Origin of the sequence: Streptomyces sp. AC555_RSS877 (assembly GCF_019049245.1) — a bacterium.
Classification (GTDB): Bacteria; Actinomycetota; Actinomycetes; order Streptomycetales; family Streptomycetaceae; genus Streptomyces.
The window spans coordinates 246,783-265,614 of record NZ_JAGMUK010000015.1; the positions used below are offsets into that span (position 1 = coordinate 246,783).

Consider the following 18,832-nt stretch of genomic DNA (forward strand, 5'->3'; position numbering starts at 1 on the left):
CCGGAGGGGCGTCACAGCTTGCCGCCCCGCCCGCCCTCGCGCGGCGCCGGCGCGATGAGAGTCGAGAGGTAGGGCAGCGGCTCCCCGTCCAGCTCGGCGGCCGGCCGGATGGACTCCTCCGGCAGCCCGAGCGCCGAACCCCACACCGCGTCACCGATCCGCCCGGTCTCCCGCAGCGCCTCGGCCACCTCCTGTGCCTGCCGCCCGAACTTGTAGGCGACGACGGTTCCGGGCCCGTTCAACGCGTCCTTGAGCACGGCGGACCCGGCGGTGACCGGCACCAGCGTCAGCGGCTCGGTCCCCTCCGTCAGCACCGCCCCCGACCTCGCCGCCAGGTCCTGCATCGCGGTGATCCCGGGCACGGTCTCCACGACGACGCCGGGCACCAGCTCGCCGATGGTCTGCGCGAGATAGGTGAAGGTGGAGTACACGTTGGGGTCGCCGATGGTCGCGAAGGCGACGGAGCCGTGCGCTTCGAGCAGCCGGGCGACCCGCTCCCCGGCGGCGTCCCAGGCGGCCTCCCGCCGCGCCCGGTCGGTCCGCTCGTTCAGCGCGAACACGACCCGCACGACCTTGTCCCCGGGCACGTAGTGCAGCACGGTCGCTTCGGCCCGCCCCCGCTCACCCGTGTCCATCACGGGTACGACGACGACCTCGGCGGCCCGCAGAGCGTTGACGCCCTTGACGGTCACCAGTTCCGGATCCCCGGGCCCGACCCCGACTCCGATCAGCCTGCTGCTCATGACGTCCGGCACCTCTCCACGAACCGACGGGCCACACCGGGCTCGGACGCCCAGTGCGTGTGCAGATAACTCGCGTGCACACCGCGCTCCACAAAACCTTCGACCCGCCGCTCCGGACTCCGCACCCCCCAGGCGGGAGCGGTCCCCGCCCCCGGCTCGACGACCGTCCGGTGAAACTCGTGCCCCCGCATCCGCGTCCCCGCGACGGCGAGCACACTGTCACTCACGGCCACCGCGTCCCGGTAGCCCAGGGTGAGCCGCTCGCCCATCCGCGCGTCGGCATCGAGCACCCCGCACATGGGCTGCCCGTCCAGCTCACGGCACAGGTACAGCAGCCCGGCACACTCGGCGGCGAACGGAGCACCACTCCCCGCGAGGGCGGCAACGGCTTTGCGCAGAGGTTCGTTGGCGGACAGCTCGGAGGCGTACACCTCGGGAAACCCACCGCCGATGACCAACCCGCGCGTACCGTCGGGTAGTTGTTCGTCTCGCAGAGGGTCAAAGGTGACCACCTCGGCACCTGCCGCGGTGAGCAGCTCGGCGTGCTCGGCATAGGAGAAGGTGAAGGCGGGCCCCCCGGCCAGGGCGACACGCGTCAGCCCGTCCGGCGTCTGCGGACGAGACCCTTCGGGCCGAAAGCGGGGGTCTGGGGGCGCAGCCCCCAGGGACGGGACGGGAAGGGGCGGCGGGGGCGAAGAAGCCAGAGCCTCAGCCGCATCCCACCCCGCACAGGACAACGCCCCGGCCCCCCGCGCCAGCGCAACCAACCCCTCCAGGTCACACCCGGCCCGCACCTGCTCCGCCATCGCCGCAACAGCCTCCACGGCCTGAGCGCGCCGCTCGGCAACGGGCACCAGCCCCAGATGCCGCGACGGCGTCGACACCTGAGCCACCCGCCGCAGCACCCCCAGCACCGGCACCCCGGCCGAGTCCAACGCCTCCCGCAACAACGCCTCGTGCCGATCCGACCCGACCTTGTTGAGGATCACGCCCCCGACCCGCACCTCCGGATCCCACGACGCGAACCCGTGCACCAGCGCCGCCACCGACCGCGACTGCGACGAGGCGTCGACGACCAGCACCACCGGCGCCCGCAGCGACTTCGCCACATGGGCGGTGGAGGCGAGTTCACCTTCCCCGGCGGCCCCGTCGTACAGCCCCATGACACCCTCGACGACGGCGATGTCACACCCGCTCGCCCCACGCAGGAACAGCGGCCCGATCAGCTCGGGCCCGCACAGATACGCGTCGAGATTCCGCCCCACCCGCCCGGTGGCGAGCGCGTGGTACCCGGGGTCGATGTAGTCCGGGCCCACCTTGTGCGGGGACACGGCAAGCCCCCGCGCGGCGAGCGCGGCCATCAGCCCCGTGGCAACGGTGGTCTTGCCGCTGCCCGAGGAGGGCGCGGCGATGACCAGCCGAGGGACGGAAGACGTCACCACTCGATGCCCCTCTGCCCCTTCTGCCCGGCGTCCATCGGATGCTTGATCTTGGACATGTCGGTGACCAGGTCGGCGAACTCGACGAGCTTCTCGGGAGCGTTGCGCCCGGTGATCACCACATGCTGGGTCCCGGGGCGGTCCCGCAACACGGCGACGACCTCATCGACATCGATCCAGCCCCAGTGCATGGGGTAGGCGAACTCGTCCAGCACGTACAGCCGGTACGTCTCGGCGGCGAGATCCCGCTTGACCTGCTCCCAGCCCTCGCGGGCCTTCTCCTCGTTGTCCATCTGGGAGTCGCGCTGCACCCACGACCAGCCCTCGCCCATCTTGTGCCAGTCGACGGACCCGCCTTCACCGCTGGCGCCCAGCACCCGCAGCGCGTTCTCCTCGCCGACCTTCCACTTCGCCGACTTGACGAACTGGAACACCCCGATCGGCCACCCCTGGTTCCAGGCCCGCAGAGCGAGCCCGAAGGCTGCCGTGGACTTGCCCTTCCCGATCCCCGTGTGCACGACGACAAGAGGCCGGTTACGACGCTGACGAGTCGTCAGGCCGTCCTCCGGTACGACGCTCGGCTGTCCCTGCGGCACTACGCGGCCCTCCTCGAATTGCCCTGAACGTCCCTGACCAGCCCGGCGATCGAGTCCGCCCGCAACTCGTCCAGCGTCACCGCCGTGCCGCCCAGCTCACCCGCCAGCTGCCCGGCCAGCCCCAGCCGCACGGGCCCCGACTCGCAGTCCACGACCACGGAGGCGACCGAGTCGGCCGCGAACAGCCGGGCCGCACGCCCGGCGAGGGCGACCGGCTCCGGGCCGCCCGTGGCACGCCCGTCGGTCACGACCACGACCAGCGCGCGCCGCGCGGGATCCCGCAGCCGCTCCACCCGCAGCACCTCGTGCGCCCGCAGCAGGCCCGCCGCGAGGGGCGTGCGCCCACCGGTGGGCAGCGACTCCAGCCGGACCGCCGCCGCGTCCACGGAAGAGGTCGGCGGCAGCGCGACCTCGGCGGCCGACCCCCGGAAGGTCACCAGCCCCACCTTGTCCCGCCGCTGATAGGCGTCGAGCAGCAGTGACAGCACGGCACCCTTCACCGCACTCATCCGCTGCCGGGCGGCCATGGACCCGGAGGCGTCGACGACGAACAGCACGAGGTTGCCCTCGCGCCCTTCCCGCGTCGCCTGCCGCAGATCGTCACGGCGTACGACGAGACCGCGCCCCGACCGCCCCCGCGCCCGCTGATGCGGCGCCGCCGCCTGCACGGTCGCCGCCAGGTGCAGCTTGGTCAGCGCCCCTCGGGGCCGCCGGGCCCCGGTCGTCCGCCCGTGCTCGGTCCGCGCCCGCGAACGCCGCCCCGCGGCGCCCTCACCGAGACCGGGCACGCTCAGCACCTTGGTACGGAACGGCTCGGAGGCCCGCGCCGGCTGCTGCTCACCCGCGCCGCCGCCGGAAGGCTGCGGTTCGCCGCCCTCCTCACCGGCCTCGGGCCGCGCACCGGTGTCGCCGTCCTCGTCGGGCCCCTCGGAAGGCGGCTGTCCGCCGCCCCCGTCACCCCCGCCGGGCCCATCGGGGTCGGGATCCTCGTCGTCGGACCCGTCGCCGAACTCCTCCAGGGTCTCGTCGAGCTTGTCCTCGTCGAGTCCCGGGGCGTCGAAGGGGTTACGACGCCTGCGGTGCGGCAGCGCGAGCAGGGCGGCCTGCCGGACGTCCTCCGCGAGCACCTCGGTGCGTCCGGCCCACGCGGCCAGCGCGACCGCCGTACGCGCCATCACGATGTCGGCCCGCATGCCGTCCACCTCGAAGGCCGCGCAGGTCGCCGCGATCTGCCGGAGCGCCCCGTCGCCCAGCAGCACCGACGGCAGCAGCTTGCGCGCCGCCACGATCCGCGCCCGTACGGCGGTCTCCTCGTCGGCCCACCGCGCGACGAAGCCGGCCGGGTCGTCGTCGTACGCGAGGCGCCGCCGTACGACCTCCACCCGCTGGTCCGGCTCCCGCGAGGCCGCGACCTCGACGGTCAGCCCGAACCGGTCGAGCAACTGCGGCCGCAGCTCGCCCTCCTCCGGGTTCATGGTCCCGACCAGCAGGAACTTCGACGCGTGCCGTACGGAGACGCCCTCGCGTTCCACGTACGACGCGCCCATCGCCGCCGCGTCGAGCAGCAGGTCGACGAGGTGGTCGTGCAGCAGGTTGACCTCGTCGACGTAGAGGATCCCGCGGTGCGCGTCGGCCAGCAGGCCGGGCTCGAAGGCCTTCACTCCCTCCGAGAGGGCCCGCTCGATGTCGAGGGCGCCCACCAGCCGGTCCTCCGAGGCGCCGACGGGGAGTTCGACCATGCGGGCCGGGCGCGCGGTGCCGTCGCCGGGCTCGTGCGGGCCGTCCGGGCACGCCGGGTCCGGCCCTGCGGGGTCACAGGAGAACCGGCAGCCGGGGACGACGGGGACTTCCGGCAGCAGCACCGAAAGGGCCCGTACCGCCGTCGACTTGGCGGTGCCCTTCTCGCCGCGCACCAGCACACCGCCGACCGCCGGGCTCACCGCGTTGATGAGCAGCGCCAAGCGGAGGCTGTCCTGTCCGACGAGGGCGGTAAAGGGATAGGGCGTGCTCACGCGGTGATCACTCCTTCGGGGGATTCATGGCAGAACGACTCGCAGCCAAGCCGCGACCCCGTCATGGTCGAAGCCTGCTCCCCGCCGACGCGGGGGTGGTCCGGCCGTGTCGCCAGCAGTAGGCGGTGTGCTGGTGTGCTCCCCGCCGCTGCGGGGGTTCCCAGGGAGATCACGCGTCTCCCTCCAGGTCGCCCTCGAGTTCGAGGTAGGTCGCCCGGAGCCGGTCCAGGGTCTCCTGGTCCGGCTCCGCCCAGAGCCCTCGGTCAGCTGCCTCCAGGAGCCGTTCCGTGATGCCGCGCAGCGCCCAGGGGTTGGACTTCTTCATGAAGTCCCGGTTCTCCTGGTCGAAGACGTACTCCGCGCTGAGCTTCTCGTACATCCAGTCGTCCACGACCCCGGCCGTGGCGTCGTACCCGAAGAGGTAGTCGACGGTCGCCGCCATCTCGAAGGCACCCTTGTAGCCGTGCCGGCGCATCGCCGCCATCCAGCGCGGGTTGACCACGCGGGCGCGGAAGACGCGGTGCGTCTCCTCGCCGAGCGTGCGGGTCTTCACCTGGTCGGGGGTCGCCGAATCACCCACGTACGCCTCGGGACTCGCGCCCGTCAGGTGCCGCACCATGGCGACCATGCCGCCGTGGTACTGAAAGTAGTCGTCGGCGTCGACGAGGTCGTGCTCGCGGGTGTCGACGTTCTTCGCGGCCACGGCGATCCGCTTGAACGCCGTCTCCATGTCTCCGCGCGCCGCCCGCCCCCCGAGCCCGCGCCCGTACGCGTAGCCGCCCCACACCGCGTACACCTCGGCGAGGTCGGCGTCGGAACGCCAGTTGCGGGCGTCGATCAGCGGCAGCAGACCGGCACCGTACGCGCCCGGCTTGGAGCCGAAGATACGGGCGGTCGCGCGCCGCCGGTCACCGTGTTCGGCGGTGTCCTCGTCGGCGTGTGCCTTCACGAAGTTCACCTCGGCCGGCTCGTCCAGCTCGGCCACCGCGCGCACCGCGTCGTCGATCAGCCCGACGACGTGCGGGAACGCATCCCGGAAGAACCCGGAGATACGGACCGTGACGTCGATGCGGGGACGCCCGAGCTCGGCCGGCGGCACGACCTCGAAGCCGGTCACGCGGCGCGAGGCGTCGTCCCAGACGGGGCGGCAGCCCAGCAGCGCCAGGATCTCGGCGATGTCGTCGCCCTGGGTGCGCATGGCGGACGTGCCCCACACCGTCAGGCCGACGGACTTCGGGTACTCGCCGGTGTCCTGGAGGTACCGCTGCACCAGCGAGTCGGCGAGGGACTGCCCGACCTCCCAGCTCAGCCGGGACGGAATGGCCTTGGGGTCGACCGAGTAGAAGTTGCGGCCGGTCGGGAGGACGTTGACCAGGCCGCGCGTCGGCGAACCGGACGGGCCCGCCGGGACGTACCCCCCGTCGAGCGCCTTGAGGATGTGCCCGATCTCGTCGGTGGTCTTCTCCAGACGAGGCACGACCTCGGTGCAGGCGAACTCCAACACGGCGACGGCGTCGGGCAGTTCGGTGCCGATGACCTCCCGTACGAGAGGTGCGCTCTCGGCCACGGCCCACCCGCGGGCCTCCATGCCCTCGGCGAACCGCCGGCACAGCTGCTCCAGCAGATCGATGGCGTCGGCGGCCGAGCGGGACGGGCCCTCGACGAGGTCCGTCAGCTCCACCGGGACCTTGACCGGCGCCCCGGGCTCGGCCAGCAACTCCTTCTCGGTGAGCCCGAAATGTGTCGCGAGGCAGGCCCGCAGCCCCGGCAGCGCGTTCGCCTGCCCGCCCCACACCTGCGAGGCACGCAGCACGGCGAGCACCAGGTTCACGCGCGGCTCGCCGACCGGACCGCCGCCCAGGATGTGCAGCCCGTCCCGGATCTGCACGTCCTTGATCTCGCACAGATAGCCGTCGATGTGCATGACGAACTCGTCGAACGCGTCGTCGTCCGGCTGGTCGTCGACGTGCAGGTCGTGGTGGAGTTCGGCCGCCTTCACCAGCGTCCAGATCTGCGCGCGCACGGCCGGCGCCTTCGTCGGGTCCAGGTCGGAGACGAGCGCGTACTCGTCGAGCAGCTGCTCCAGCTTGGCGAGGTCGCCGTAGGTGTCCGCGCGCGCCATGGGCGGTACGAGGTGGTCGACGACGGTGGCGTGCCCGCGGCGCTTGGCCTGGGTGCCCTCGCCGGGGTCGTTGACGATGAACGGGTAGACGAGGGGCAGCTCACCGAGGACGGCGTCGGGCGCGCAGCTCTTGGAGAGCCCCAGTCCCTTGCCCGGCAGCCACTCCATGGTGCCGTGCTTGCCCATGTGCACGATCGCGTCGGCGCCGAAGGAGTTCTCGAGCCAGCGGTAGGCCGCCATGTAGTGGTGCGAGGGCGGCATGTCCGGGTCGTGGTAGATCGCGATCGGGTTCTCGCCGAAGCCGCGCGGCGGCTGGATCATCACGACGACGTTCCCGAACTGGAGGGAGGCGAGCACGATGTCGTCCCCGTCGACGTACAGGCTGCCCGGCGGCTCACCCCACGCCTCCAGCATGCCGCCGCGCAGTCCCGCGTCGAGCGTGTCGAACCACGCCCGGTAGTCGGCGAGCGGCACCCGCGCGGGCGCGGCGGCCAGCTGCTCCTCGGTGAGCCATTCGACGTCGTGGCCACCCGCGTTGATGAGCCGGTGGATCAGCTCGTCGCCGTTGTCGGGATGCCCTTCGACGATGTAGCCGGCGTCCCGGAGCGAGTCCAGGACGCGGATCGCCGAAGCGGGCGTGTCCAGCCCCACGGCGTTGCCGACCCGGGAGTGCTTGGTCGGATAGGCGGTGAAGACGAGCGCGAGCTTCTTGTCCTGGTTCGGCTTGTGCTTCAGCACCGCGTGCCGTACGGCGATCCCGGCGACCCGCGCGGCCCGCTCGGGGTCGGCGACGTACACGGGAACGTCGTCCGGGCCCTGTTCCTTGAAGGAGAAGGGGACCGTGATCAGTCGCCCGTCGAACTCCGGGATCGCGACCTGCATCGCCGCGTCCATGGGGGAGAGGGCGGCGTCGGACTCTTCCCAGGCGCTCTTCGAGGAGGTCAGGCACAAACCCTGCAACACGGGGATGTCGAGGTCCGCGAGCGCCCCGATGTCCCAGGCCTCCTCGTCGCCTCCGGCCGAGGCCTGCGAGGCGTGCGTGCCGCCGGCGGCGAGGACGGTGGCGACGAGGGCGTCGGCCTTCCCGAGGATCTCGTACAGCCCGGCGTCGGCGCCGCGCAGCGAACCGCAGTACACGGGAAGGGCGTTGGCGCCCTTCGCCTCGATCGCGTCGCACAGCGTGTCCACGAAGGCGGTGTTGCCGCTGAGGTGGTGGGCGCGGTAGAAGAGCACGCCGATGCTGGGGCGGCCCTCGATGAACGCGCGCTCCCCATGGACGCCGTACTCCGGCATCTTCTGCGGCTCGACGAACCCTTCACCGGTCAGCAGCACGGTGTCCGAGAGGAACCGCGCGAGCTCGGTGAGGTTGGCGGGCCCGCCCTCGACGAGATACCGCAGCGCCTCGGCCACCACACCGGCAGGCACGGACGACTCGGCCATGAGCTCCGCGTCGGGCACGGTCTCTCCGCCGAGCAGGACGGTCGGAATCCCCGAGGCCTTGAGGGCGGCGAGCCCGTCCTCCCAGGCACGCTTGCCGCCGAGCAGCCGTACGACGGCGATGTCCGAGCCCTCGAGGAGCCCCGGCAGTTCCTCCGCGACATCGACCCGGTTCGGATTGCCGATCCGGTACGAGGCATCGGAAGCGGCCCGGGCCGCCAGCAGATCCGTGTCGGCGGTCGACAACAACAACACTGTGCTCATGCGGGCGCTCCCGGTGGAATGAAAGGCAGTCCTTGCGGCGCGCCGGACTCGATGAGCCGCCACAGCGCGTCCGTGTCCGCGTGCTGTTCGATCAGGTCGCCGAGCCGGTCGAGCTGCTCCTCGCGCAGCGCGGCGAACGAGGTGTCGGCCGCCGGCACGAAACGGCGGCCCGCGGCGGCCGCCACCTCGCGCAGGAAGGCCCGCCGGAAACCGTCCGACTCCAGCGAGCCGTGCCAGTGGGTGCCCCAGGTGCTCCCGACCCGACAGCCGTCGAGGAACGGGTCGCCGCCCTCGATCTCGGCGACACCGTGATGGATCTCGTACCCCTCGACCTGCTCGCCGAGGGCCTCGCCGACGGGCCGGGTGAGGGTCTTCTCGCGGGCGAACCGCACCCGGACGGGAAGGAGCCCGAGCCCTTCGACATGCCCCTGCCGGCTCTCGACCTCGTCCTCGATGTGCTCGCCGAGGACCTGGAAGCCGCCGCAGATGCCGAGGATGGGCCTGTGTTCAGCGGCCCTGCGGACGAGAGCGTCGGCCAGCCCCCGCTCCCGCAGCCACTCCAGGGCCCGGACGGTCCCCCGGGTCCCGGGAAGAACGACGAGGTCGGCGTCGGCCAACTCCTCCGGCCGGTCCACGAACCGCACGACGACACCCGGCTCGGCGGCCAGCGCGTCGACGTCCGTGAAGTTGGACATCAGCGGAACCGCACAGACGGCGACCCGCAGCACGTCCTCGCCGACCGGCGGGGCCACGACCGACTCCCTGACCGTCCCCCGCAGGGAGACCCGCAGCCCGTCCTCCTCGTCGATGCCGAGCCCGTGCCGGAAGGGCAGGACACCGTAGGTGTGCCGCCCGGTGAGCGAGTGCAGCATGTCGAGGCCTGGTTCGAGCAGCGACACGTCCCCGCGGAACTTGTTCACGAGGAACCCCGCGACGAGCGCCTGGTCCTCGGGCGAGAGCAGCGCGACGGTCCCGAAGAAGGAGGCGAAGACGCCCCCGCGGTCGATGTCGCCGACCACGAGCACGGGCAGCCCGGCATTCCGGGCGATCCCCATGTTCACGATGTCCGTCCGCCGAAGATTGATCTCGGCGGGGCTGCCGGCCCCCTCACAGATCACCGCGTCATACCTGCCCCGCAACTCGGCGAGACAGTCGAGAACGGTCCCGAGAAGCTTCTGCTGCCGCCCCCCGTGATACCCCCGCGCGCTGAGCTCGCCGACCGGTTTGCCGAGCAGCACGACCTGACTGCTCTGCTCACCGCCCGGCTTGAGCAGCACGGGGTTCATGAGCGCGGTCGGCTCGACCCGGCAGGCCTGCGCCTGCATGGCCTGGGCCCGCCCGATCTCGGCCCCTTCTCTCGTCACGAACGAATTGAGGGACATGTTCTGCGCCTTGAACGGCGCGACCTTGACCCCTTGCCGCACCAGCCACCGGCAGATCCCGGCGGTGACGACACTCTTGCCGGCGTCGGAGGTGGTGCCGGCGACGAGAAGACCACCGCTCATCGGTTACGCCCCCTGGTGAGAAACCGCCCGGCGACACTGACGCCGAGTGCCAGCAGACCGACGCGCCGGGACAGCCGTACGGCCCGCTCGATGTCGTGTGTGGTGACGGCACGCCCGTCCCCGTTGAGTACGGGCCGGTGCTCCACCCGCCCCGCATAGGACAGGGTTCCGCCGAGCCGTACCCCGAGCGCCCCGGCGAACGAGGCTTCCACGGGGCCGGCGTTGGGACTCGGATGCTTCGCGGCATCGGCCCGCCAGGCCCGTACGGCCCCCCGCGGATCCGGCCCCGCCACCGCGGCCAGCACGGCGGTGAGCCGCGCTCCCGGCCACCCGGCGAGATCGTCGAGCCGCGCGGAAGCCCACCCGTACCGCCGATACCGGGGCGACTTGTGCCCGACCATGGCGTCGAGGGTGTTCACGGCGCGGAAACCGAGCAGCCCGGGCACACCGCCCACGGCTCCCCACACCAGCGCCCCGACCACGGCGTCGGACGTGTTCTCGGCAACGGACTCCACGACCGCCCGGGCGATCCCGTCGGCGTCGAGGGCCTGCGGGTCCCGTCCGCACAGGTGTGGCAGCCGGGCCCGCGCGGCATCGACGTCTCCCGCCTCCAGTGCCCGCCCGACGCCCCGGGCCTCCCGGGCGAGCGACGTACCCCCGACGACGGCCCACGTGGCGGCCCCGGTGAGCGCGACGGAGGCGGCGGCGGACGGACGTACTCCCCGTGCGGCCACGGCCCCCACGGCGACAGCGCCCCCGGCACACACGACGGTGTGCAGCGCGCCCCACCCGCGGTGGTCCCGCCACAACACCCGTTCCACGGCACCCGCGGCCCGCCCGAACACGGCGACCGGATGCCCACGGCGTGGATCGCCGAGCAGGAGGTCACCGAGAAGGCCGGCGGCGGCGCCGTACGCGAAAACGCGATCGGCACGCATGAACTCAGCCGACCGCTGTCACAGACAGGTCGCTGGGGTTGAACCTCGAACGGCAGCCGCGCATGGCGATATGTCCTCACTCAGGGTGTCCACGCCCTGGTTCGACGAGATCGGCGGTGAGAGTTCCTGGCTCCCGGGGGTTCCTACCCCGGTGACAGTGGCGGGACCGCGCCGGACTCACACCGGCTTCCTCTCCTACCGCCGTACATGGCTCGGGCAGTCCACCACGGGGTTGGAAGGGCCGTCAACTTGCTGTTGACCTGCGGGAGCGGAGTGTGCTGAGGCCCACATCGGGCAGTGCGGCGGGGCGCCCGACGGCACCCCGCTCGGCCGGAATTCCCCTCGGGTGGGCGGCGTTCGACGAACCGGCGGGACGGACGCACGGTGGCGTGCGTGAGCAGATGCCGCCGGCCACGCTCGGCCTCCCGCCGGAGGCGGAAAAAAGCCCGCCCTGCCCGGACCGCCCATGAGGCGACCGAAGCAGGACGGGCCGGAAAGTGCGCGCGAGCCCTCAGGCCACGATCAGGTAGATCCCGTACCCCACAGCCGCCGCACAAGCCGCGAAGCACGCGTACGCGCCCGTGACCGCCACGGCGGCCGTGTCACCCTGCGCGGCAGCCCGCTCTCGGCGGGACAGGCCCACGATGCCGAGGGTGAACAGGGCCACGAGGGCCACGGTGATCAGGAGGCTGATGCCGAAGACGGATCCGAGGGCCGCCCAGTCGATCTTCATGCTGGTTCTTCCTTCATGCTGGAGGGTGCCTGGGTGGCGGGGGCTCAGACGGTGGTCGCGGCCGACGGGGCCGCGGGGTCGGCCGCGGTGACCGGGGCCGGGATGGTGGCCGTGAGGTCCTCGGTCACCGTGCCGCCGACGGGCGGCGGCGTCACGGCGGCCATGGCCGTGGTGACCACGCCGGCCGGCTCCTCGGTGTCGTTGACGTTCGTGTGGTCGACGACCTCGCGGCGCGAGATCTTCCAGATCGCGGCGCTGGAGGTGATGAGGAAGACGGCGACGAGGGCCGTGCCCCAGGCGCCGAAGCCGGTCACGTACTCAGCGAGCGCGCCCACCAGGGCCGCGGCGGGCAGGGTCAGGCCCCACGCCACGAACATGCGGGTCGCGGTCGACCAGCGGACCACGCCGCCCTTGCGGCCGAGGCCGGCGCCCATCACCGAGCCGGAGACGGAGTGCGTGGTGGAGAGGGAGAAACCGAGGTGGGAGGAGGCCAGGATGACCGTGGCCGCGCTGGTCTGGGCGGCGAAGCCCTGCTGCGGCTGGAGGTCGGTCAGGCCCTTGCCCATGGTGCGGATGATGCGCCAGCCGCCGAGGTAGGTGCCGAGCGCGATGGCGATACCCGCGCTGAGGATGACCCACATGGGCGGGTCGGAGTCGGGGGCCACGGCGCCGCCGGCGACCAGGGCCAGGGTGATGATGCCCATCGTCTTCTGGGCGTCGTTCGTGCCGTGGGCCAGGGAGACCAGGCCGGCGGAGGCGATCTGGCCGGAGCGGTAGCCCTTCGCGGCGGCCTTGCCGTCGGCCTTCTTGCCGAGGGAGTAGGACAGTCGCGTGGCCAGCATCGCCGCCAGGCCCGCCACGATCGGAGCGGCGATCGCCGGGATCAGGACCTTGGTGACCAGGACGTCACCGTGCACGCCGCCGAAACCGGCCGAGGCGATGGTGGCGCCGATGAGGCCGCCCATGAGGGCGTGCGAGGAGCTGGAGGGGAGCCCGACCAGCCAGGTCAGCAGGTTCCAGAGGATCGCGCCGACCAGGGCGGCGAAGATGACCTCGGGACGGATGCCGGTCTCGTCGACGAGACCCTTGGAGATCGTGTTGGCGACCTCCACGGAGAGGAATGCGCCTACAAGGTTGAGCACGGCGGACATGGCCACCGCAACCTTGGGCTTGAGTGCACCGGTCGAGATGGTGGTGGCCATCGCGTTGGCGGTGTCGTGGAAACCGTTCGTGAAATCGAACGCGAGTGCGGTTACTACCACAATCGCGAGGATCAGCGAGAAGTTTTCCATTTACCCAGGCAATCGTTCGAAGTCATTGGCCAGATGAACTTAGGTAACCTGGGTGAACGGAAGATGAACTGAGCAGGGCCGCACGGTGACCGGATGCGGCGATTCCCGCTCCACCGGGCTCCAGTTGATCCGCGCGGCCCCGCCGCTGTGGGGTCAGTCGCCTCTGGCGAAGCTCCTCAGCCGGCTCCGGGACCCGTTGAAGAGATTCTGGTCACCCGGCAGGCCGCCGCTGTTGTCGTACTGCCAGATGGTCCAGAACGACCAGCCGGCGGGCAGTGCTCCCGGGTCCGCCGCGTTGTAGCGGGCGACCCACAGGGCGTGGTTCGAGGCGAAGGCGCGGCTGCCGCCGGTGCACGTGTTCCACCAGTGGGCGGTCGTGTAGATCACCGGACGGCGGCCGGTGAGCCGCTTGACCTCGTCGCTGAACGACTTGATCCAGCTGACCATCCTCGGCTTGGTCAGGCCGTAGCACTTGTGCTTCTTGTCGTAGGGGTTGTATTCGATGTCGAGCGCGGGCGGCAGCGTCCAGCCGTCCGCCCTCCATCCGCCGCCGTTGCCCACGAAGTGCGCCGCCTGCGCCGTGCCGGACGACGTGTGGGGCAGGGCGAAGTGATATGCCCCGCGGATGATGCCCGCGTCGCGCGCTCCGTTGTACTGCCGGCTGAAGTACGGGTTGCGGTAGGTGGTGGACTCGGTCGCCTTGACGTAGACGAACGTGGCGCCCTTCTCCCTGGCCTTCTGCCAGTCGACGTTCTTCTGGTGCGAAGAGACGTCGTGCCCCTTCGGCAGGCTCGCGGCCGAGGCGGGCGTCTCGGCGAGGGCCGTTCCCCCGACGGTGAGGGCCGCCACCGACACCGCCAAGGCGCGGACGTGGCGGCGGGCCGGACTGCGATCACGGGCCATATGTCCCCCCGGAATGGCGACGTGCAGGACAAATCTCCCAGAGATTACTGGAAGATCATCGAATCTCCGGTGATGTCCGGCCAAGCGACCAAAGAAGCCTGTGTGTGCCCACATGTGTCCTTTCGGAGCTGCCGGTTCCGGCCTGAAGTGCCCTCGCCCGGGGGGCAGGTGGACGCCGCGCCTGGCAGGATCGCCGCATGGCTGAGGAGCGGTGGGATTCGGGGGGCGTGCAGGGCGGCCGGGAAGGCGCACAGGAAGTGCCGGAGCCGCGGGGGAGGAGTGTGCGCCCCGAGGAGGCGCACGCCTGGGAGGCGCTCGTCGCGACGGCCCGGCGGACGGTGTCCGACGGACTGGTCGTCGGCACCTCCGGCAACGTCTCGGTACGCGTCGAGGACACCGTCCTGGTCACACCCTCGGGCGTCCCCTACGACCGGCTCGCGCCGGACGACGTCACCGGCGTCGACCTCGACGGCCGGCAGGTCCTCGGCACCCTCGTCCCCACCAGCGAACTGCCCATGCACCTCGCCGTCTACCGCACCACCGACGCGCTCGCCGTCGTCCACACCCACGCCGTGCACGCCACGGCCGTCTCGACCCTCGTCCCCGAACTCCCCGCGATCCACTACATGACCGGCGCGCTCGGCGGCTCCGTCCGAGTCGCCCCGTACGCCGCCTACGGCACCGACGAGTTGGCCGAGAACATGCTCCACGCCCTCGCCGACCGCTCCGCCTGCCTCCTCCAGAACCACGGCACCGTCACCTACGGCACCACCCTGGACCAGGCCTACGACCGCACGGCCCAGCTGGAATGGATGTGCCGCCTGTGGCTGACGGCCTCTTCGGTACCGGGCTTGTCACCGACCCTGCTGTCCGAGGCGCAGGTGGCGGAGGCGGGGGAGCGGCTACGGGGCTACGGGCAGCGCGACTGACCCGCGGCCCGCGCGACGGCCTCCCGGCCCGGCCCGCCGGGAAGAACCCCGGCATCCCGCCGGACGCTCCACCCCAACCTGCCGGGGTGATCCGCGTGGACTGCCGGGGGGTCGCTGGACCGGAGGGAGCCGCGTCGGCCTGCGGGGGGTCACTGCACCTGCCGGGGTGAGCCGCGTCGGCCTGCGGGGGGTCACTGCACCTGCCGGGGTGAGCCGCGTCGGCCTGCGGAAGAGTCAGACCACCTGTCGGGGTGAGCCGCGCCCGGCCTGCGGGGGGTCACTGCACCTGCCGGGGTGAGCCGCGTCGGCTGCGGAAGAGCCAGACCACCTGCCGGGGTGAGCCGCGCCCGGCCTGCGGGGGGTCACTGCACCTGCCGGGGTGAGCCGCGTCGGCCTGCGGAAGAGTCAGACCACCTGCCGGGGTGAGCCGCGCCCGGCCTGCGGGGGGTCACTGCACCTGCCGGGGTGAGCCGCGTCGGCTGCGGAAGAGCCAGACCACCTGCCGGGGTGAGCTGCGCCCGGTCGGCGGAAGAGTCACCGCATCTGCGGGGGTGAGCCACGCCACGCCGCGGAGAGTCGTCCACCTGCCGGGCGAGCCACCCCGGTCCGCGGAAGAGCCACCCCACCCCCGGGTGAGCCACCCCGGCCCGCCCCCCACTGGCCGTCGGCGAGGTCCGCCAGGACACTGGACGGGTGCGCACTGTCACCGCGACGGCCGTCGCCGTCACCACAGCCCTGGCCGCCGGCGCCGCCGGGATCGCCGTCGGCCGGATCGCCGGCGACGCCGCGCTCAAGGCGCCGCCGGGCCGCCCCCTGCCCACGGAACCCCAACTCACCGTGCACGCGACGGCGGCCGGCCGTGTCGCCCTCACCCGCGACCTGGCCGCCCTGCGCCCCGGCGTCCACGGCCTCGCCGGCGACGGCTCGCACGCGGTCGTCGGCCCCGTTCTCGGCACGGAATCCCACTCGGCCGACACCGTCGTACGCCGCCTGGAACGCGTCACGCACGGCACCCTGAAACCCGGCGACAAGGTCCGGCTCACCCCGAACGTGTACGTCGGCGACCCCGGTACCGCCCTCGGCCTGGACCACGCCGACATCGACGTCCCCGGTGAACTCGGCGCCCTGCCCGCCTGGTTCGTGCCCGGCATGCGCGGCACCTGGGTGATCGCGGTGCACGGACTCGGCGCCACCCGCGAACAGTCCATGAACCTCATGGAGTTCCTGCACCGCCACCGCTTCCCGGTCCTCGCCCTCGCCTACCGCGGTGACCTCGGCGCCCCCCGCCCAGCGGACGGCCTGAACCACTTCGGCGAGACCGAGTGGCGCGACCTGGACGCGGCGATGCGTTACGCCCTCGGCAACGGCGCCCGGCAGCTCGTCCTGCACGGCTGGTCCACCGGCGCCACGATGGCGCTGCGCGCCGCCACGCGCTCGGGGCTGCGGGAGCGGATCTCGGGCCTCGTCCTGGACTCCCCGGTCCTCAGCTGGGAGGCGACCCTGCGCGCCCTCGCCTCGGCCCGCCGCACCCCGAGCGCCCTGCTGCCGCTCGCGGTACGCGCCGCGCAGGGCCGCACCGGCCTGTACGGCGACCGCCTCGACGACGCCGCGACACCCGGACGGCTCGACATGCCGCCGACTCTCCTCTTCCACGGCCCGGACGACACGGTGGCCCCCTGGGAGCACTCCCGCCGCCTCGCCGCGACCCACTCCGGCCGGGTCGCCCTCCACACGGTCCGCCAGGCGCCCCACGCGGCCATGTGGAACGCCGACCCGAAGGCCTACGAAGAAGCACTGCGCCGCTTCCTGACACCCCTGATGTGATCCGACGCCTCGTCACGCCCCCTCCCCGCCGCCGCCCTCCGCCCACGGTCCCGCCGGTTCCGTTTAACGCCGTACCACTGGCCTGATCTCGGCCACCGGCCGCCCGCGAGGGCCCGGCGTCGGCCCTCCCCGAAGCCCGCCGTGCCATTCCGTTTGGGTTTTCGGACCGTCAACCGGAAGACTGCACCCGTGACGTCCCGTATCCCGCGCGACTCCAGGCTCCGACTCGTCCGCCCGCGACCCCTGGCCGCCGCCCCCACAGCTGTGAACCAGCGGCGCCCGCGCCGCCCCGCGCCCCGCCCGCCGGAAGGCACCCCGGCCCCCGCGGAACTGGCCAGAATGGCGCGCTCCGGCCTGGCCCCCGCCGCCCGCGTTGCCCACTGGGCGGACGCCGCGCTGCGCCTCGGCCGGGACGGCGCGAACCCCGACGGCAAGGGCACTCTCTCCGGCGAGACCGCCGAACGGGCCGCCGCGGACCTGGGCCTGACCGCGGCTCAGGTCCGCGCCGACTGGGACACCGCCCGACTCGCCGGCCTGGTCGAGGTGCACGGCGGCACCGCCCGCCCCGGCTGGCGGCTGCGTGCCTGGGACCGTGACGACAGCGCCGTGCTGCGCGGCTGGGTCGCCCTCTTCGACGCCTGGTCGCTCGCCCGCCCGGAACCGGCCGGCCACGAGGCGGCCGCCGTCGCCGAGGTCGTCTCGGCGATGCCCCAGGTGCTCTCCTTCCTCCAGCTGTCCGCCGGGCCCGTCCCCGTGGAGCAGCTCCTCGACCTCCTGGAGCAGCGGGTCACCGAACTGCGCACCGAGCGCTGCGAGATCCCGTACGGCCCGCAGCCGGTACCCGTGGCGGCGCCGTCGCCCCCGGCCCCGCCGGAGCCCACCGACGCCCCGCTCTCCCCTCTCCTGGACTGGGCCCTGCGCGCCCTCGCCTCCGTCGGTGCGCTCACCTACGGAGACGGACAGGCCACGCTCACCCCGCTGGGCAACTGGGCGGTCTGGGTCAAGCTGGAGCAGATCTGCGTCGCCGCGCAGAGCCCCGCCGGGAACATCGAGCAGGCGGCCGAGGACATGCTCCGCGGCTGTGCCCAGTTGCGCCCGAACGCGGCCCGCGCCGAGTACCGCGCCTGGCTCGCCGCCCGCCCCGTGGGCAGCGCCGTCACCGAGCTCCTCGGCGCCGCCCGCGGCGAGGACGCCCTGCTGCGCGGCCTCGCCTTCGAGGCGCTGCGCGTCGTCGGCGCCCCCGCCGAGCCCGACGTCCGCTCCGTGGCCGACGAGCCCACCCTGCGGCCCTACGCCCTGCTCTGGCTGGCCGAGCACGACGGCATCGACCCGGAGGACGCGCACGAGGTCCTCACCCGGGAAGAGGCCACCTGGCTGTGGGTCGACACCGCCGCCGCCGTCGCCGACCACGGCGAGGCCCCGATGCTGGTGCGGCACCTGGAGTCCGCGGTACAGCCGACCGTCCCCATGCTGCTCGACGAGGTACGTGCCGTCGGTCACCCCCGCACCGTGCAGGTCCTGGTCGCGCTCGCCGCCGCGCACCCCGACCCGGCCCTGGCCAAGGCGGTACGCCGGGCGGCCTTCCAGGTGCACACCGGAGGAAGCTGAACGCGGGACTGTCGGCGCCTGTCCGCCGTCAGGCGTCCATCTCGGGGGCGTAGGTGCCGAAACTCCAGATGTTGCCCTCGGTGTCCCGGGCCATGTAGTCCCGCGAGCCGTAGTCCTGGTCGGTCGGGGGCATCAGGATCTCCGCGCCGTGATCCACGGCACGCCGGTGGTGTGCGTCGACGTCGTCCACGACGACGTACACCCCGCTCGGGCCCGCGCCCTTCATCGCCGTGTCGAAGACGCCGCCGCGGCCCTTCGAGCCGATCATCACCCCGCCGTTGCCCTGCACCAGCTCGGCGTGCAGCACCGAGCCGTCCTCACCCTCGTACACCGACAGCTCCGTGAAGCCGAGCGCCTCCGTGAGCTGCCGGATCGCCGCTTTCGCGTCCGCGTACAGCAGGGTCGGGAAGATGCCGGGCCGCCCGCCGTTCGTTCCTGCCATGTTGATCACTCCTTTGTGATCCCTGCCGGAAACCTCACCTGCTGC

14 protein-coding genes and 1 riboswitch are annotated in these 18,832 nt (G+C 72.6%); of the genes, 3 read left to right on the forward strand and 11 right to left on the reverse strand.

All coding sequences use genetic code 11. The features are described from left to right. Window positions 1-11: 11 nt before the first annotated feature. The 10 genes from cobI to KUM49_RS06915 form a co-directional block, all read right to left on the reverse strand. Window positions 12-743: a precorrin-2 C(20)-methyltransferase gene (gene cobI / locus KUM49_RS06870; protein ID WP_217235799.1), complete on the reverse strand. Its 732-nt coding sequence runs from the start codon at window positions 741-743 to the stop codon at window positions 12-14. Further along, window positions 740-2,182 (reverse strand): cobyrinate a,c-diamide synthase, encoded by a 1,443-nt coding sequence (locus KUM49_RS06875; protein ID WP_374200136.1) that lies wholly within the window; start codon window positions 2,180-2,182, stop codon window positions 740-742. The genes cobI and KUM49_RS06875 overlap by 4 nt, the downstream gene beginning before the upstream one ends. Beyond that, a complete protein-coding gene (cobO, locus tag KUM49_RS06880) occupies window positions 2,179-2,778 on the reverse strand; it encodes a cob(I)yrinic acid a,c-diamide adenosyltransferase (protein WP_217235801.1) in 600 nt (199 codons plus the stop codon). The genes KUM49_RS06875 and cobO overlap by 4 nt, the downstream gene beginning before the upstream one ends. Next, complete coding sequence (locus KUM49_RS06885; RefSeq protein ID WP_217235802.1) at window positions 2,778-4,790, reverse strand: putative cobaltochelatase; 2,013 nt, start codon at window positions 4,788-4,790, stop codon at window positions 2,778-2,780. The genes cobO and KUM49_RS06885 overlap by 1 nt, the downstream gene beginning before the upstream one ends. Window positions 4,791-4,959: 169 nt before the next feature. Further along, window positions 4,960-8,613 carry a cobaltochelatase subunit CobN gene (gene cobN / locus KUM49_RS06890; RefSeq protein WP_217235803.1) on the reverse strand — a complete coding sequence of 1,218 codons (3,654 nt, stop codon included), beginning with the start codon at window positions 8,611-8,613 and terminating at the stop codon, window positions 4,960-4,962. Further along, window positions 8,610-10,118: a cobyric acid synthase gene (locus KUM49_RS06895; protein ID WP_217235804.1), complete on the reverse strand. Its 1,509-nt coding sequence runs from the start codon at window positions 10,116-10,118 to the stop codon at window positions 8,610-8,612. The genes cobN and KUM49_RS06895 overlap by 4 nt, the downstream gene beginning before the upstream one ends. After that, on the reverse strand, window positions 10,115-11,056 hold the full coding sequence (locus tag KUM49_RS06900) for a cobalamin biosynthesis protein (RefSeq protein WP_217235805.1): 942 nt from the start codon (window positions 11,054-11,056) through the stop codon (window positions 10,115-10,117). The genes KUM49_RS06895 and KUM49_RS06900 overlap by 4 nt, the downstream gene beginning before the upstream one ends. 99 nt (window positions 11,057-11,155) lie before the next feature. After that, window positions 11,156-11,298, reverse strand: a riboswitch (cobalamin riboswitch). Between the two features lie 269 nt (window positions 11,299-11,567). Further along, window positions 11,568-11,789: a hypothetical protein gene (locus tag KUM49_RS06905; protein ID WP_217235806.1), complete on the reverse strand. Its 222-nt coding sequence runs from the start codon at window positions 11,787-11,789 to the stop codon at window positions 11,568-11,570. A 44-nt stretch (window positions 11,790-11,833) separates the two neighbouring features. After that, complete coding sequence (locus KUM49_RS06910; RefSeq protein WP_217235807.1) at window positions 11,834-13,081, reverse strand: inorganic phosphate transporter; 1,248 nt, start codon at window positions 13,079-13,081, stop codon at window positions 11,834-11,836. A 153-nt stretch (window positions 13,082-13,234) separates the two neighbouring features. After that, a complete protein-coding gene (locus KUM49_RS06915) occupies window positions 13,235-13,984 on the reverse strand; it encodes a lysozyme (RefSeq protein ID WP_217235808.1) in 750 nt (249 codons plus the stop codon). Between the two features lie 197 nt (window positions 13,985-14,181). On the opposite strand from KUM49_RS06915, the gene KUM49_RS06920 reads away from it, so the two are divergent. The 3 genes from KUM49_RS06920 to KUM49_RS06930 all read left to right on the forward strand — a co-directional run bounded on the left by KUM49_RS06920 (window position 14,182) and on the right by KUM49_RS06930 (window position 18,345). Continuing rightward, on the forward strand, window positions 14,182-14,913 hold the full coding sequence (locus tag KUM49_RS06920) for a class II aldolase/adducin family protein (RefSeq protein ID WP_217235809.1): 732 nt from the start codon (window positions 14,182-14,184) through the stop codon (window positions 14,911-14,913). A gap of 693 nt (window positions 14,914-15,606) precedes the next feature. Next, window positions 15,607-16,737 (forward strand): alpha/beta hydrolase, encoded by a 1,131-nt coding sequence (locus KUM49_RS06925; protein WP_217235810.1) that lies wholly within the window; start codon window positions 15,607-15,609, stop codon window positions 16,735-16,737. 189 nt (window positions 16,738-16,926) lie between these two features. Then, window positions 16,927-18,345: a hypothetical protein gene (locus KUM49_RS06930; protein WP_217235811.1), complete on the forward strand. Its 1,419-nt coding sequence runs from the start codon at window positions 16,927-16,929 to the stop codon at window positions 18,343-18,345. Window positions 18,346-18,373: 28 nt separating this feature from the next. On the opposite strand, the gene KUM49_RS06935 is transcribed toward KUM49_RS06930, so the two are convergent. Continuing rightward, a complete protein-coding gene (locus KUM49_RS06935; protein WP_217235812.1) occupies window positions 18,374-18,787 on the reverse strand; it encodes a VOC family protein in 414 nt (137 codons plus the stop codon). Window positions 18,788-18,832: the final 45 nt, after the last annotated feature.

What these genes read in the sequence shown, in the direction of transcription:
- cobI (WP_217235799.1), bottom strand. Translation starts at nt 743, where the DNA reads ATGAGCAGCAGGCTGATCGGAGTCGGGGTCGGGCCCGGGGATCCGGAA.
- cobN (WP_217235803.1), bottom strand. Translation starts at nt 8,613, where the DNA reads ATGAGCACAGTGTTGTTGTTGTCGACCGCCGACACGGATCTGCTGGCG.
- KUM49_RS06895 (WP_217235804.1), bottom strand. Translation starts at nt 10,118, where the DNA reads ATGAGCGGTGGTCTTCTCGTCGCCGGCACCACCTCCGACGCCGGCAAG.
- KUM49_RS06900 (WP_217235805.1), bottom strand. Translation starts at nt 11,056, where the DNA reads ATGCGTGCCGATCGCGTTTTCGCGTACGGCGCCGCCGCCGGCCTTCTC.
- KUM49_RS06905 (WP_217235806.1), bottom strand. Translation starts at nt 11,789, where the DNA reads ATGAAGATCGACTGGGCGGCCCTCGGATCCGTCTTCGGCATCAGCCTC.
- KUM49_RS06910 (WP_217235807.1), bottom strand. Translation starts at nt 13,081, where the DNA reads ATGGAAAACTTCTCGCTGATCCTCGCGATTGTGGTAGTAACCGCACTC.
- KUM49_RS06915 (WP_217235808.1), bottom strand. Translation starts at nt 13,984, where the DNA reads ATGGCCCGTGATCGCAGTCCGGCCCGCCGCCACGTCCGCGCCTTGGCG.
- KUM49_RS06920 (WP_217235809.1), top strand. Translation starts at nt 14,182, where the DNA reads ATGGCTGAGGAGCGGTGGGATTCGGGGGGCGTGCAGGGCGGCCGGGAA.
- KUM49_RS06935 (WP_217235812.1), bottom strand. Translation starts at nt 18,787, where the DNA reads ATGGCAGGAACGAACGGCGGGCGGCCCGGCATCTTCCCGACCCTGCTG.